Source organism: Streptomyces sp. NPDC002868 (assembly GCF_055563295.1).
In genome coordinates, this window is sequence record NZ_JBVHDR010000004.1 from 142780 (window position 1) to 155226 (window position 12447).

Sequence of the window (12447 nt, forward strand, 5' to 3'; positions counted from 1 at the left end):
ACGCAAAAACCAGAGGCCCTGTCGATCTCTCGACAGGGCCTCTGGCCTGTTGTGCACTCGGCAGGATTCGAACCTGCAACCTTCTGATCCGTAGCTCCAGCCGGATCGGTCAGCGAAGGCCATATAGGCCGCTGCACGGCCCTGGAGGAGCGCTACTGGACGGGGACGGTTGCTGGAGTTGCGGTACTTCGCTGCTGTACGCCTTACCCCTGGAGAGGGACCCGTGTGCGAGCAGGCTTACTCTCCTCGGATGGACGACGCCCCTTGCTTCTGCCTCCTCTGCGCCCCGACGGAATGGGGCGGGCCCGTGTGGGAGGAACGCGACAGCCGCATAGCGAAGAGTGTCGCGGACTTCGGCTGGCACGTCATGGGCGTGGCCGGCGGTGATGCCCCCGGCGATTGGGGCTACTCCATCGGTCTCTGGCACACACTGCGTAGTCCCGAGGTAAGCGTGTTCGGCCTGCCGTCGCAGACCGCAATGCGCGTGGCGAACGCCGCTGGGGCAGCGATACGGGACGGCAACCCACTCGAGCCCGACCAGCGCCGGGGAGACGTCCTCAACGGCTTCGACGTGGCCGTCCGGCCCGTGCATCCCAGCTGGTACCACGACTTCTTCGGCGCAGGCATCGACTTCTACCAGACCCCGCCCCTGCCAATCACGCAGCTGTTCTGGCCGGACAAGGTCGGACGGTTCCCCTGGGAAGAGGGAGCGGACGAGCGCTGCCGCACGGGCCAACCGCTGCTCTGGATTCCAAAAGACGAGACCACCGGTCCATGGACCGAAGTCACGTGAGTTTTGGTGGGCCGGGGCACGGCAGCATGCTGGGTGGAGCAACTCCCTCTGGAGTGTTTGCCTCCGCCGTACGTCAGGAGAGCACGGCCAAGCCGAACAACGAAGCCGGGGTGGCGGGATTTAAACCCACGACCTCTTCGTCCCGAAGCAATGCGGGCGACCCTGCGACCTGCGGCTCACTCGTCTGTGACCTGCGAGGACTGTCCGCAAGAGTCCGTGGTTGTGCGCCCGAGTGCGGGGTCGTTGTAGCGCAGTTAGACACTCAGCCGGTATCGAGCAGCTCAGCGAGGGCGAGCGCCGCCACCACGGAGAAGAGCCGCGACTTCCTGAGGTTCCGTCCAGCGGTCTTACGGTCCAGTTCCCAAACGAGCACCACGATGCAAAGCAGATACAGGGGACCCCGCAGCAGGAAAACGATGTCGCGCACAGGGCCCTCCGGTGGCCTTCGAACGGGCGAGAAGGCTATCCCTAGGGGCGGTCACGCGGACGGTGGGCCCTAGTTTGGAAGACGGCGTATGCGGACCCTGGCCGACCTGCCGACACCCCGACCTGGGACAGAGCGCAGCTGGGCCCGCTGTTCCCCGTGGCTTCCCGCTGCATCCCCCTGGAACGGGCACGCAGCGGGCACGGTGACCCCCTCGATGCGAACTATGGGCGAGGCGGTCACTGAGGTCTGCTGGGCCGTTCGGGTGGCAGCCTGCGACCTGTGAGGGTCACCTCCGGTCGCGGCGGTTGCTGTACTTCGCTGCTGTACAGCGCCGCGCAGGGACCATACGATCACGGTCCTGCTCCACACTCTCTTGCCTCGGGGAATGTCATGATTAGACGTCTCACTGCGGTCATTGCAGCTGCCACTGGTGCAGTAGCGATTTGCGCTGCGCCCGCTTCAGCCAGCGCCACGGTCAACTGGAAGTCTGTGAGCACTAACAGCAACTGGCACTGCACGGACTACGGGCAGCACTCGGCATATGTGGGCGTTGGGGGTGGAGTAAAATTTAAGACCTGCATCGTCATAGGCACCACCTGGCCGACCAAGACGCAGGCTGTGCTAGTGGTCCAGAACGCCACGGCTCACAACGTCTACATCGAGAAGGGCCGGATTGTCTTCATGTCGCCGGAGGGCGGCGATGTGTGGTGCGCGGCCTCGAACCTGGCCGTGGGTGCGACGGCTGGCTGCTATGCCCCGTCGGTAGACGCCTACAGTTGCGAGTACACTTCGCGTGCCTACACGGAGTTGAAGCTCTTGGGCAGGACGGACTGGGACGAGCAAGCCGGTGTCGAGGCGTCCTGCTAAGGGGTTACATGGCCGTGTTGTAGGCGACACACCAGGGTCGTACGCAGTCGTGTGTACGGCCCTTCTCGCTTCGGCGGCACCGAATCCCACGCGAGCGGCCCGCCCCGGTCAACCAGCTGTGCCCACGTGTCGGCTTCACTCTGCGCTCGTGCCGGGTTCCGCCACACACGGACAGCGGTCCACCCCGTTTGAGCTGCTACCGCACTGAGTACGGTGCAAACGAGCAACCTCATAATCTGCCGGCTTCGCCTTCCCAGGTTCGAATCCTGGCGCCGCCACTCTAGTGGGAATCGGCCCCTGACCAGCGAGTTTGGTCAGGGGCCATTCTCGTTCTCGGCTCACGCCAGTGCCCGCCGCTCCCCGGTGTTCCCCGCCCGTTCTGGCACGTTCGTGGCACGTGCCATGACCTTGATCACGCGGTCGGCGGAACGACTTTGGACTGGAGCTGCTTTGGGGCGAGTGATCATGGCCCCGTAAGCTGATGGCGAGTCGGGCAGTCTGTGGACCTGCCCGGTAAAGCACGACGTTGGGGCCATGATCTTCGAGGCTCGCCCCAAAGTGGCTGTCTAAAGTCGTGGAGCCGACCGCCCCAGCCACGACGTGTTCTGACCTCATGCTCTGTGTGCCTGCCTCCTGGGCGGGAGCGGGCGGCCGGCGGTGCCGAGCGGGGCGGAGACATGAGCGCGGGCGCCGCCTGCCGCCCGCGCCCGCCCGGAGGAGCGGAGCGACGACGGGTGCTTGATCTAGTAGAGAAAGTTCTACCGCGCCGAGATCAGGCGCTTGCCGTCATGGCTCCTCACGTGAGGGCCGTCCTCGTCCAGAGCGTCCAACAGCCGTACCGCGTAGACCTCGGACATCCGCTCGGCGACTTCCTCGGGCGTGAGCCAGGCGACCGCCGTCGACTCGTCGGAGGTGCGCTCGATGCCACCGGACGGCTTGCAGCGGAAGACAAGCGCAACGATGCCGCGCGTCGTGTTCTTGTAGACGCCGGAGAGTTCGTCCACCTCGACGTGGATGCCCGTCTCCTCCAGGACCTCGCGGGTGACGCCTGCTTCGGGTGACTCGGTGAGTTCGAGAATTCCGCCCGGCAGTTCCCAAGTCCCGTTGTCCGCTCGGCGGATCGCCAGGAGTCGGCCGTCCTCGCGCACGACGGCCCCGGCCACGGACACGGAGTGCAGTGGCGTTGACTGGCCTGCGCTGGCGCTGTTACTCATGTACAGGAGCATAGGAGGAAGAGAAGGACTATGGGAACCGCGGTAGGAGGTGGCACGAACGGACCTCGGTACGTGCAGATCGCCGAGGAGATCGTCAAACAGATCCGGGCTGGTGTCCTGAAGCCTGGTGACATGGTGCCGAGCGAGTCCGAGCTCGTCGAGCGCTACGGCGTCTCCGGCGGCACGATTCGCAAGGCGATGGTGGAGGTCCGGGCCAGCGGCCTGGTGGACACGCGCCATGGCAAGGGCTCGATCGTGAAGGATCGCCCGCCCGTACGGCTGCGGTCGTCGGACCGGTTCCGGGCGTCGCATCGGCGGGGCGGCAAGGCCGCGTACTTGGCCGAGTCCGCGCAATCGGGGGCCACGGCCAAGGTGAGCGTCCTCTATATCGGTCCGATGGAGGCCCCCGAGGACATCGCGGAACGGCTCGGCGTTGAGGCCGGCACCCAGGTGCTTGCGCGCAGGCGGCTCTACTTCCGCAACGGGACGCCCGTCGAGACCGCGACCTCGTACCTCCCGTGGGACGTGGTCAAGGACATCCCCGAACTGTTCGCCGAGAACCCCGGCCCCGGTGGCATCTACGCCCGGCTGGAGGATGACGGCCATGTGTTCGCGGAGTTCGGCGAGACGCTTCAGGCGCGTCCGGCCGCCAAGGCGGAAGCCACCGAACTCGCCCTGAGCCCCGGCGCTCCGGTCGTCCATCTCGTCCGCGAGGCGGTGACTGAGGAAGGCCGCGTGGTCGAGGTCTGCGACACCCTCATGGCCGCTGACCAGTTCGTTTTCAGCTACCGCATCCCGGCTGCCGACTGACGCTCGCTCAACTCCCCACAGCCCGCCGCGACTTCTTCGTCTCGGCGGGTTAACTCATGTATAGGAGTGATGCACTCTTCTTCATGTCACTCATATACATAAGTGACAGAGTCCAGCACTTCTAGAGGAGTGATCTCTGTGCGTGTGATCCCTGTGGACATGACCGGCGTGACCGTGATGGTCGCCCAGCCGCCGCAGCCGAAGATGAAGGACAAGAAGAACGGCGTCATGGCCGTCGACACCGAGACCAAGAAGCCGCTGATGACGGTGGATGTGCTCTTCGTCGGGAACGGCAACGCTGAGGTCGTCACGGTCACCGTGATCGAGGACGACATCTCCGGTGAGCTGGCCATGGGTACGCCGGTGGCGCTTACCAGCCTCATGGCCCGGCCGTGGGAGAACGAGTTCAACGGCCAGAAGCGGCACGGCATTTCATTCCGTGCGGCTGCAGTCACATCGCTGGCGGGCTGAGCAATGACCGGTGGACAGATCACCGCGCTCGTGGGCCTGGTGCTGATAGTCGCCGGACTGCTGGTCCTGCGTCGGACGCGGCCCGTCTGGTACTGGGTCGCCTTCGGCGCTCCGGCGAAGCTGGTCCGGATCGCTATCACGTATCGCTCGGTCATGGAGGCGTGCGGCCTCACCGAGCCTCCGTCCCGGTTCCGGCTCGCCGTCGCGGCAGCCACACAGCGCACGGCGTCCCGGATGGTGCCGCGCCTCACCCGGGCTCGTATCACCGCCAGCGGACTGGTGCTGCGGATCAAGATGCAACCGGGTCAGGAGGTACGCGACTTCGAGACGGCGACCGAGCGCCTTCGGCACTCCTGGCGCGCGTACGCCGTGCACACCACGGCACTTGCACCGGGCTGGCTTCAGGTTCGGGTCATCGGCTACGACGTGCTGCGCCGGGTCGTCATGCCTCGGACCGCAACGTCGAAGTTCCTGAGCGTTCCGGTGGCGCTTCGCTCCGACGGAGCCGTTCACACGCGGGACTTCCGGACCATCGCCCATGAGCTCGTGATGGGCGCGACGGAGTCGGGGAAGTCGGTCTACCTGCGCGGTCTGCTGACGGGGCTTGCTCCACAGCCAGTCGCACTGGTCGGCATCGACTGCAAGTGGGGCGTGGAACTGGCCCCCTTCTCCCCGAGGTTGTCCGCGCTGGCCTGCACGCCTGCGGAAGCTGCGGACCTGCTGGACGCCCTGGTCGCGGAGATGACGGAAAGGTACGAGCTGATCAGGCGCGTTCAGCGTCTTGCGGCCGGCACGTCTCCGGAGTCGATCACCTCGGACATCTGGGGTCTGCCGGAGGACATGAGGCCCGTGCCGGTCGTGGTCTTCATCGACGAAGTCGCGGAGCTTTTCCTCACCGCGAGCGCTGCCGACGAGAAGCGCCGGGATCAGATGGTCACGCAGCTCGTACGGCTCGCCCAGCTCGGCCGGGCGGCCGGTATCTATCTGGAGGTGTGCGTGCAGCGTTTCGGCGCCGAACTCGGCAAGGGAGCAACCGCGTTGCGGGCCCAGCTCACGGGCCGCATCTCGCACCGGGTGAACGACGAAGCCACAGCGAAGATGGCGCTCGGGGACATCAGCCCCGTGGCTGTCCTCGCGGCGACCACCATCGGACCCGATCAGCGCGGGGTGGCCGTGGCCGGTGACTCGTCCGGCGGCTGGTCCCTCGTCCGGAGCCCGTTCACGAGCCTGCCCGACGCCGTCGCGGCCTGCGCCGAGCACGCCGCCATGACGCCCTCGGTGCCGAGCCTCGACCCTTTCCGACCCTCAGCGCCTTCGCGGGCCTTCGCCCTGGTCGCGGACAAGGACTGACGCCATGCGGTCATCGCTGCGACTGGACGCCGTGCTCGTGCAAGCCGTGATCGCGGGTGCGCTGTCCTTCTCCCATCTGCACGACCTCGCCGAGGCTGCCGGACAGAGCGGTTGGAAGGCATGGGCCTATCCGGTCTCGGTGGATCTGCTGCTTGTCGCCGCGTGGCGTCGGCTTCGGACACTGCGGGACTCCGACGCGCCGAGGCGTGGCGCGTGGACCTGGTTCGCGGTGGCGCTCGCGGCCTCACTCGGAGCGAACGTCGCCACGGCCGGACTGCTCGACCTGAGCGACGTCCCCGACTGGCTGCGCATCCTCGTCGCCGGGTGGCCGGCGCTCGCATTCCTCGGCGGCACGCTGCTCGTCCACACCCCCGGTCCTGAGCATGGGGAGTCCGCACCGCTCGAACCGGCCGAGCCGGAGACCGAGGTCGTACGGGAGAAGGTCACCGAGCCCGCCCCTGCGCTGCCCGCGACTCCCGCAGTACCCGCCGCCCTGATCACCCACGCGCGGAAGCTCGCCGACGCTCACCACTCGGCAACCGGCCGTGCCATCGACCCCGACACCCTGCGCGCTCGCCTCGGTGTCCCCGCCTCGATGGCTGAGGCCATCGCTGCCCAGCTCGCTTGAGGGAGTTCCTGATGACCAGTTCCATCGGCGCTTCGATCAGCTTCCACGTGACCGACAAGCCGTTCGTGATGTGCCACGACTACGGCACGAGCCGCACTCCGATCCTCGCTGTGCAGGACAGGCACGCGTCGTTCACGCTCTACGCCCGCGACAGCGTTCCCCCTGCTGAGCAGCTCAAGTTCGCGCAGGAATTGCTTGCGGCCGTCACCGCCTACGCCGCCGCGGTCGAGACGTACACCGCTGCCGAGCTCACCCCCAACTCGCCTGAGAGGAGGTGAAGCCATGCCCCGCAACCGCTTCTGGGACGTCGACCGCATCGGTCCCGTCCAGATCGGCACCCACCACGACCGCCACGGCCGCGAAGCCCACGCCGCCGCCTGCACCGCGCCCGGCTGCGACTGGTCCGCCGACTACCTCAACCGCGCCGCCGCCGAACTCGCCGCTCGTACCCATCGCTGCAACCCGCGCTGACCACCGAGGAGATGACCGCCATGAACGTCCCGCTCTGGCTCGCGCTGATCGTCGTCGGCTGGCTCGGCATCAAGCTCGTTCGCCCGCCTATCTGGCTCGTGGCCGTCCTGCTCCTGGGCGGCTACCTCCTGGCGGACAGCCTTTTCGCCCCGGTCATCGACCAACTCGCCAAGTAGTCCGTCCCGAAGGAGAACGGCCATGTTCAAGCCCAAGTACCCAACGCCCGACACCTACGTTCCGACCGCCCACACCCAGGCACCGGTTCCGGTCGAGCAGCCCGCCCCGCCGGTACCCGCGCCCGCCCGCTCCGGCGTGGTCGACCTGATCCGCAGCAACCCCACCGCCGCCGTAACGGGTGTCGCCGTCACCGGAGTGGTGCTCACTTCCACGCTCCTCGCGGTGGCCATCACCGGACTCGCTCTCTCCATCAGCGGCGTCGTACTTCTGCTCCTGGTCCGCATGCTTCGCCAGGAATTCCGCCGCTGACCGGCCTCCGGGCAGTGCCACAAGCCGCCAAGCATCGCCGCTGCCCGGACGGCCCACGCAACCCCTTCCAACCGCGATGAAGGACAACCGTGGACACCCAAGTGCTCGCCTTATCCATGCCGTTGATCGGCTGGACCACCCACTCCGCCTACCTCGCCCAGAGGCTGGCCATCGCTCGCCGCGACCCGCTTACCGGCCTGCGCACCCGCGCCGGGTGGACCGCTCGCGCCGAACGCATCATCCGCCGCCATCGGGACGCCGCCGTCCTGCTCCTGGACCTCGACGGCTTCAAGAACCTCAACGACGCTCACGGCCACGCTGCCGGAGACATGGCGCTCACCGTCACGGCGGAGCGCCTCACCGCCTGGTGCGGGCGACACGGAATCGCGGGGCGCCTCGGTGGAGATGAGTTCGTCGCCGTCATGCGCTCGGACGGCGGTCCCGACCTCGGCTCACTGACTAGTGCTCTCCATCAGCCGCTCGCGTACGCCGGTCGACGACTGCCGCTGTACGTCTCCATCGGGTCCTGCCGTCTCGCCGACCTTCCGGTCCGCAGCCTGTCCGACGCGCTCGCCGCCGCCGACTCCGCGATGTACGCGGCCAAGGGCAAGGCGGGCCGCCGGGACACCCGTGCTCTCTCGCGCTGAGCGCTAACGCACTGACCGGCCTCCGGGCGGCGCACAAGCCGCCAAGCATCGCCGCCGCCCGGACGGTCCGGCCCCTTCCAACCGCAATCGAAAGGACCATCATCATGGCCCAGCTCCGCCCTGCCCGGACGCGCATCTGCCCTGACTGCGACGGCTTCCCCGTGGTCGCCATCGACACCGGCTCGCTGTTGTCCGATGGCACACGCGCCACGCTCAACGTGGTCTGCCGCCGCTGCCGTGGCACCGGCATGGCGACCGTCTCGGCTCCCGCCGTCGTCCTGCGGGAGCGCGCGTGACCGACACCGCGACCGTCGCGGGCCTGGACCCGTCCACCCTCGGCGACATGCTGCGGGTGGCAGGGTCCGCCGGGTTCGACCGCTGGCGCGACCAAGTCCGCCGTACTGGAGGCTGCGCCAACCCCATCCACCTGACCGGCTGGACGCTCACCAAGGACAAGACCACCGGCGACACCCTGCACCGCTACTCCACGGAGACCGAGCCTGATGGGCGGCTTCGCCTCGCCTGCGGCAACCGCCGTGCCTCCCGCTGCCCGTCATGCGCCTGGATGTACGCCGCCGACACCTACCAGCTGATCCGCGCCGGACTCGCGGGCGACCAGGAGAAGGACGTCCCGGCCACCGTTCGCGACCACCCCCGTGTCTTCGTCACGCTCACGCCCCCGTCGTTCGGCCCGGTGCACAACCGCCCGGACTCCGGCCGCTGCCGCTGCGGCGTCACTCACCCTCCGGACGACGACACCCTCGGTACGCCGCTGGACCCGGCGACGTACGACTACGCGGCCGCCGTCCTCTTCAACAACCACGCGGGCCAGCTCTGGCAGCGCTTCACCAACCGGCTCCGCCGTGAGATCGCCGCAAGCGCCGGACTCAGCCAGCGTGAACTCAAGGCAGCCGCACGGGTCTCCTACGGCAAAGTCGCCGAGTTCCAGAAGCGTGGTGCGGTCCACTTCCATGCCGTCGTACGCCTGGACGGACCGGACGGGCCCGAGGATCCGCCGCCCTCCTGGGCCACAGTGCAGCTGCTGACCGACGCCATTCGCACTGCCGTCGACCACGCGTATACGACCGTCACCGTCCCGGCCGCCGCCGACCAGCCCGCTCTCTGCGGTGGGGCGAGCAGCTCGACATCCGACCCATCCAGGCCTTCGGATCCGGCACCGACATCACCGAGCAGAAGGTCGCCTCTTACGTCGCGAAATACGCCACCAAGGCAGCCGAGACGACCGGCACGGTGGACCGCCGCGTCGGCAACCGTGAGGTCCTGGTGCTCCTCGATGTACCCGAGCACCCGCGCCGCCTCATCGAAGCCTGCTTCGAACTCGACGCCCTGTACCCGGACCGCCGACTGCGCGCCTGGGCTCACATGCTCGGCTTCCGCGGCCACTTCTCCTCCAAGTCCCGCCGGTACTCGACGACACTCGGCGCCCTCCGCCAGGTCCGAGCCGACTACCGCGCCGCCCAGCAGAACGAAGCACTCGGCCTCGCCGACACCGAACCGGACACCGTGCTCGTCCTCGCCTCCTGGCAGTACGCCGGTCAAGGCCACAGCCCCGGCGAATCCGTCCTCGCCGCCTCCATCGCGAGAGACCTCCAGCTCAACCGCGAAACCGCCCGCGAGGCCCTACGCGAATAACTCGCCCTGGAAGGAGCCGCAGCATGACCACCACCGTGATTGAGCGGAAGTGGCACACAACCAAAGAGGTCGCCGAGATGCTCGGCTACGGCCTGTCCAAGACGAAGATGCTGATCAACACGGGCGAGCTCCGGTCCATCAAGGATGGTCGGAACCGGCGCATCCTTCCGCGCTACGTGGATGAGTACGTGGAACGTCGCGCCCGCCAGGCCGAGGAGGGTTCGGCGTGAGCGGCAAGCGCGGCAACGGCGAAGGCTCCATCTATCCGTACAAGAACGGCTATGCGGCCTACGTCTGGGTCACCAAGCCGGACGGGAAGCGGGCCCGGAAGTACGCCTACGGCAAGACCCGCGAGGAGGTCCACGAGAAGTGGCTCAAGCTCCACGCCGAGGCGAAGAAGGGCCCAGTCGCCACCCGGCACCGGACGCTCGCCGTCTTTCTCACGTACTGGCTCGACTCGATCGTGAAGCCCAACCTCGCCCCGCTGTCGTACGTCTCGTACGAGGGGTACGTCCGGCTCTACATCGTCCCGTACCTCGGCGCCAAGCGGCTGGACAAGCTCACGGTCCGGGATGTGCGCGAGTGGCTGACCAAGCTGGCGACCGTCTGCCAGTGCTGCGCCCAGGAGAAGGACGCGAAGAGGGCGCCCAACCGCCGCAAATGCTGCGCCGTCGGCGACTGCTGCGAGTCGTACCCGTCCCGCCGGGTGATCCAAGGTTCCCGCGACGCTCTGCGGGCCGCTCTCACCCATTCGGTCGCAGAGGAGGAGATCAGTAAAAACGTCGCCTCACTCGTGAAGGTGCCCAAGCCCCGCCGCCGCCGGATCAAGCCATGGTCCGTCGCCGAGGCGGGCCAGTTCCTCACCGATGCAGCCGCCCGCGATGACCACCTCTTTGCGGCCTGGGTGCTCGTGCTCTGCCTCGGGCTGCGCCGCGGTGAGGTGCTGGGCCTGACGTGGAAGTCCGTCGACTTCGAGACCGGCGAGCTGTACGTGGATCACCAGATCCAGCGGGCGGGGCGTCAGATCCTCCACCGCGAGACCAAGACAGAGGACTCCGACGACTTCCTGCCCCTGCCGGCACTTTGCCTCAAGGCCCTTCGGATGCGCCGCGCTCAACAACTTGGCGACCGGAAAGCCGCCGGAAAGCTCTGGCAGGACAGCCATGGCCTGATCTTCACCACGAAGCACGGCACCCCGATCGAGCCGGGCAACCTCACACGCATGTTCGCCCTGCGGGCTCGCCGTGCGGGCCTTCGGGTGATCCCGCTCCGGAACACCCGGCACACCTGCAGTTCGCTCCTGGTCGCCCTCAAGGTCCACCCGAAGGTGGCACAGCGCATCCTGCGGCACTCACAGATCGCCATGACGATGGAGGTCTACGCCGAAGCCAGCGAGGAAGCGGTACGCGCCGCGATCGGCAAGCTGTCCGACGCGATGGGCGGCACCGGCTGACACGGTTGCTGTACTTCGTTGCTGTACGGGCAACGCAAGAGGCCCCCCGGATTTCTCCGGGGGGCCTCTTACCTGTGTGCACTCGGCAGGATTCGAACCTGCAACCTTCTGATCCGTAGTCAGATGCTCTATCCGTTAAGCTACGAGTGCTTGGCGTTCCGGGCTTTTGTGCCTGGTCGGCGTTGCGGGAACAACATTACATGACCCGCGCCGTCAGGTGAAATCCGTTAAGCGCACCCCGCCTGACCTGCGAAAACAACGTCGAAACGACCGAAGCCCCCGCCATTGGCAGGGGCTTCGGTGATCAACTCGCGGAGGCGGAGGGATTTGAACCCTCGATGGGCTTTAAGACCCAAACCGCATTAGCAGTGCGGCGCCATAGACCGGACTAGGCGACGCCTCCAGCCCACCCGCGTGGGCGCGAGTGGTGCGTGCAGATGATGACACAGCCCAGCGGGGTGTCACCAATCGCTGCCCACGGTACTAGGCACGCGGGCCGCAGAGCAAAGTCCGGGGGGCCGGAGCCCGGGGGCGGTCCCCCGGAGAACATATTTCCGGTTGCGCAACGCCGAGGCTCAAGGAGCGTTAGAGATGCCGGGGCCTCGCTGCCCCTGAAGGATTCGTGATCTCTTCAGCTCCAGGAGCTCCCATGCTGCGCCGCATCGTCCTCACCGCAACCGCGTCCTTCGCCGCGCTGGTCGCCGCCGTGCCTGCCGCCGGGGCCTCGCCCCTGCCCCTCGCGCTGCCCCTCCCGCTTCCGCTGCTGTCGCCCCAGGCCGCGGACCAGCTGACCATGACCGTCTCCGAGACCGGGGCACGGACCGACGGGCTGTACGAGCTGGAGTGCGGGCCTACCGGCGGGACCCACCCGTCCGCGCAGGCCGCCTGCGACCGGCTGGACCAGCTGGCGCGGGACGGAATGGACCCGTTCGCTCCAGTGCCCCAGGACCAGATGTGCACCCAGCAGATGGGCGGGCCCCAAACCGCGCACATCACCGGCACCTGGCAGGGGCAGCGCGTGGACGCCACCTTCAGGAGGACCGACGGCTGCGAAATCTCACGCTGGCGGACCATGGAGCCCGTACTGCCGAACACCAGGTCATAGGCCCAAGGCGTACGCCATGCGCACACAAGCTTGGTGAGAGCTCCCCCTCATCCGCCGCCCCTCGCACATCCC

The 12447-nt window shown here is 67.6% G+C and carries 16 protein-coding genes, 2 tRNA genes and 1 pseudogene; 15 read left to right on the top strand and 4 right to left on the bottom strand.

Annotated elements, in window-relative coordinates:
* The first annotated feature begins 250 nt into the window (after positions 1–250).
* On the top strand, positions 251–793 hold the full coding sequence (locus ACZ3H8_RS14705) for a DUF4262 domain-containing protein (protein ID WP_381191418.1): 543 nt from the start codon (positions 251–253) through the stop codon (positions 791–793).
* Between the two features lie 262 nt (positions 794–1055).
* Here the strand turns inward: ACZ3H8_RS14705 and ACZ3H8_RS14710 are convergent, their stop codons facing one another.
* Together ACZ3H8_RS14710 and ACZ3H8_RS14715 are read right to left on the bottom strand one after the other, a co-directional pair.
* The gene (locus ACZ3H8_RS14710) at positions 1056–1220 is read right to left on the bottom strand and encodes a hypothetical protein (protein ID WP_467401566.1); all 165 of its coding nucleotides are present in this window, start codon (positions 1218–1220) and stop codon (positions 1056–1058) included.
* Positions 1221–2845: 1625 nt separating this feature from the next.
* Positions 2846–3313 carry an NUDIX hydrolase gene (locus tag ACZ3H8_RS14715; RefSeq protein ID WP_467401569.1) on the bottom strand — a complete coding sequence of 156 codons (468 nt, stop codon included), beginning with the start codon at positions 3311–3313 and terminating at the stop codon, positions 2846–2848.
* Between the two features lie 18 nt (positions 3314–3331).
* Here ACZ3H8_RS14715 and ACZ3H8_RS14720 point away from each other — a divergent pair, with 18 nt between their 5' ends.
* The 13 genes and pseudogenes from ACZ3H8_RS14720 to ACZ3H8_RS14780 all read left to right on the top strand — a co-directional run bounded on the left by ACZ3H8_RS14720 (position 3332) and on the right by ACZ3H8_RS14780 (position 11270).
* Complete coding sequence (locus tag ACZ3H8_RS14720) at positions 3332–4111, top strand: GntR family transcriptional regulator (RefSeq protein WP_467401571.1); 780 nt, start codon at positions 3332–3334, stop codon at positions 4109–4111.
* 138 nt (positions 4112–4249) lie between these two features.
* On the top strand, positions 4250–4582 hold the full coding sequence (locus ACZ3H8_RS14725; RefSeq protein ID WP_467401574.1) for an SCO3933 family regulatory protein: 333 nt from the start codon (positions 4250–4252) through the stop codon (positions 4580–4582).
* 3 nt (positions 4583–4585) lie between these two features.
* The gene (locus ACZ3H8_RS14730; RefSeq protein ID WP_467401577.1) at positions 4586–5932 is read left to right on the top strand and encodes an FtsK/SpoIIIE domain-containing protein; all 1347 of its coding nucleotides are present in this window, start codon (positions 4586–4588) and stop codon (positions 5930–5932) included.
* 4 nt (positions 5933–5936) lie between these two features.
* Positions 5937–6560, top strand: a complete 624-nt coding sequence (locus ACZ3H8_RS14735) for a DUF2637 domain-containing protein (protein WP_467401579.1) — start codon at positions 5937–5939, stop codon at positions 6558–6560.
* Positions 6561–6571: 11 nt separating this feature from the next.
* On the top strand, positions 6572–6838 hold the full coding sequence (locus ACZ3H8_RS14740; protein WP_467401580.1) for a hypothetical protein: 267 nt from the start codon (positions 6572–6574) through the stop codon (positions 6836–6838).
* A 4-nt stretch (positions 6839–6842) separates the two neighbouring features.
* Entirely contained in the window at positions 6843–7031 is a 189-nt protein-coding gene (locus ACZ3H8_RS14745) for a mobile element transfer protein (RefSeq protein WP_175298015.1), read from the top strand.
* Between the two features lie 20 nt (positions 7032–7051).
* Positions 7052–7207, top strand: a complete 156-nt coding sequence (locus ACZ3H8_RS14750) for a hypothetical protein (protein WP_406270378.1) — start codon at positions 7052–7054, stop codon at positions 7205–7207.
* 22 nt (positions 7208–7229) lie between these two features.
* Complete coding sequence (locus ACZ3H8_RS14755; protein ID WP_467401585.1) at positions 7230–7517, top strand: SpdD protein; 288 nt, start codon at positions 7230–7232, stop codon at positions 7515–7517.
* 89 nt (positions 7518–7606) lie between these two features.
* Positions 7607–8164: a GGDEF domain-containing protein gene (locus ACZ3H8_RS14760; RefSeq protein ID WP_467401586.1), complete on the top strand. Its 558-nt coding sequence runs from the start codon at positions 7607–7609 to the stop codon at positions 8162–8164.
* 104 nt (positions 8165–8268) lie between these two features.
* Positions 8269–8460, top strand: a complete 192-nt coding sequence (locus ACZ3H8_RS14765; RefSeq protein WP_467401589.1) for a hypothetical protein — start codon at positions 8269–8271, stop codon at positions 8458–8460.
* A gap of 47 nt (positions 8461–8507) precedes the next feature.
* A pseudogene (repSA, locus tag ACZ3H8_RS14770) lies at positions 8508–9817 on the top strand (replication initiator protein RepSA).
* 23 nt (positions 9818–9840) lie between these two features.
* The gene (locus tag ACZ3H8_RS14775; RefSeq protein ID WP_467401590.1) at positions 9841–10047 is read left to right on the top strand and encodes a helix-turn-helix domain-containing protein; all 207 of its coding nucleotides are present in this window, start codon (positions 9841–9843) and stop codon (positions 10045–10047) included.
* Positions 10044–11270: a site-specific integrase gene (locus ACZ3H8_RS14780; RefSeq protein ID WP_467401593.1), complete on the top strand. Its 1227-nt coding sequence runs from the start codon at positions 10044–10046 to the stop codon at positions 11268–11270. Before ACZ3H8_RS14775 ends, ACZ3H8_RS14780 begins: the two co-directional genes overlap by 4 nt.
* Before the next feature lie 77 nt (positions 11271–11347).
* On the opposite strand, the gene ACZ3H8_RS14785 is transcribed toward ACZ3H8_RS14780, so the two are convergent.
* Both ACZ3H8_RS14785 and ACZ3H8_RS14790 read right to left on the bottom strand, forming a co-directional pair.
* A tRNA-Arg gene (locus ACZ3H8_RS14785) sits at positions 11348–11420 on the bottom strand.
* Between the two features lie 162 nt (positions 11421–11582).
* Positions 11583–11673 (bottom strand) — tRNA-Ser (locus tag ACZ3H8_RS14790).
* A 246-nt stretch (positions 11674–11919) separates the two neighbouring features.
* On the opposite strand from ACZ3H8_RS14790, the gene ACZ3H8_RS14795 reads away from it, so the two are divergent.
* A complete protein-coding gene (locus tag ACZ3H8_RS14795; protein ID WP_467401595.1) occupies positions 11920–12375 on the top strand; it encodes an SSI family serine proteinase inhibitor in 456 nt (151 codons plus the stop codon).
* Positions 12376–12447 lie beyond the last annotated feature (72 nt).

Coding starts and splice junctions, on each gene's coding strand:
- ACZ3H8_RS14705 (WP_381191418.1), top strand. CDS start 251: ATGGACGACGCCCCTTGCTTCTGCCTCCTCTGCGCCCCGACGGAATGG.
- ACZ3H8_RS14715 (WP_467401569.1), bottom strand. CDS start 3,313: ATGCTCCTGTACATGAGTAACAGCGCCAGCGCAGGCCAGTCAACGCCA.
- ACZ3H8_RS14720 (WP_467401571.1), top strand. CDS start 3,332: ATGGGAACCGCGGTAGGAGGTGGCACGAACGGACCTCGGTACGTGCAG.
- ACZ3H8_RS14730 (WP_467401577.1), top strand. CDS start 4,586: ATGACCGGTGGACAGATCACCGCGCTCGTGGGCCTGGTGCTGATAGTC.
- ACZ3H8_RS14735 (WP_467401579.1), top strand. CDS start 5,937: ATGCGGTCATCGCTGCGACTGGACGCCGTGCTCGTGCAAGCCGTGATC.
- ACZ3H8_RS14740 (WP_467401580.1), top strand. CDS start 6,572: ATGACCAGTTCCATCGGCGCTTCGATCAGCTTCCACGTGACCGACAAG.
- ACZ3H8_RS14745 (WP_175298015.1), top strand. CDS start 6,843: ATGCCCCGCAACCGCTTCTGGGACGTCGACCGCATCGGTCCCGTCCAG.
- ACZ3H8_RS14750 (WP_406270378.1), top strand. CDS start 7,052: ATGAACGTCCCGCTCTGGCTCGCGCTGATCGTCGTCGGCTGGCTCGGC.
- ACZ3H8_RS14755 (WP_467401585.1), top strand. CDS start 7,230: ATGTTCAAGCCCAAGTACCCAACGCCCGACACCTACGTTCCGACCGCC.
- ACZ3H8_RS14765 (WP_467401589.1), top strand. CDS start 8,269: ATGGCCCAGCTCCGCCCTGCCCGGACGCGCATCTGCCCTGACTGCGAC.
- ACZ3H8_RS14775 (WP_467401590.1), top strand. CDS start 9,841: ATGACCACCACCGTGATTGAGCGGAAGTGGCACACAACCAAAGAGGTC.
- ACZ3H8_RS14795 (WP_467401595.1), top strand. CDS start 11,920: ATGCTGCGCCGCATCGTCCTCACCGCAACCGCGTCCTTCGCCGCGCTG.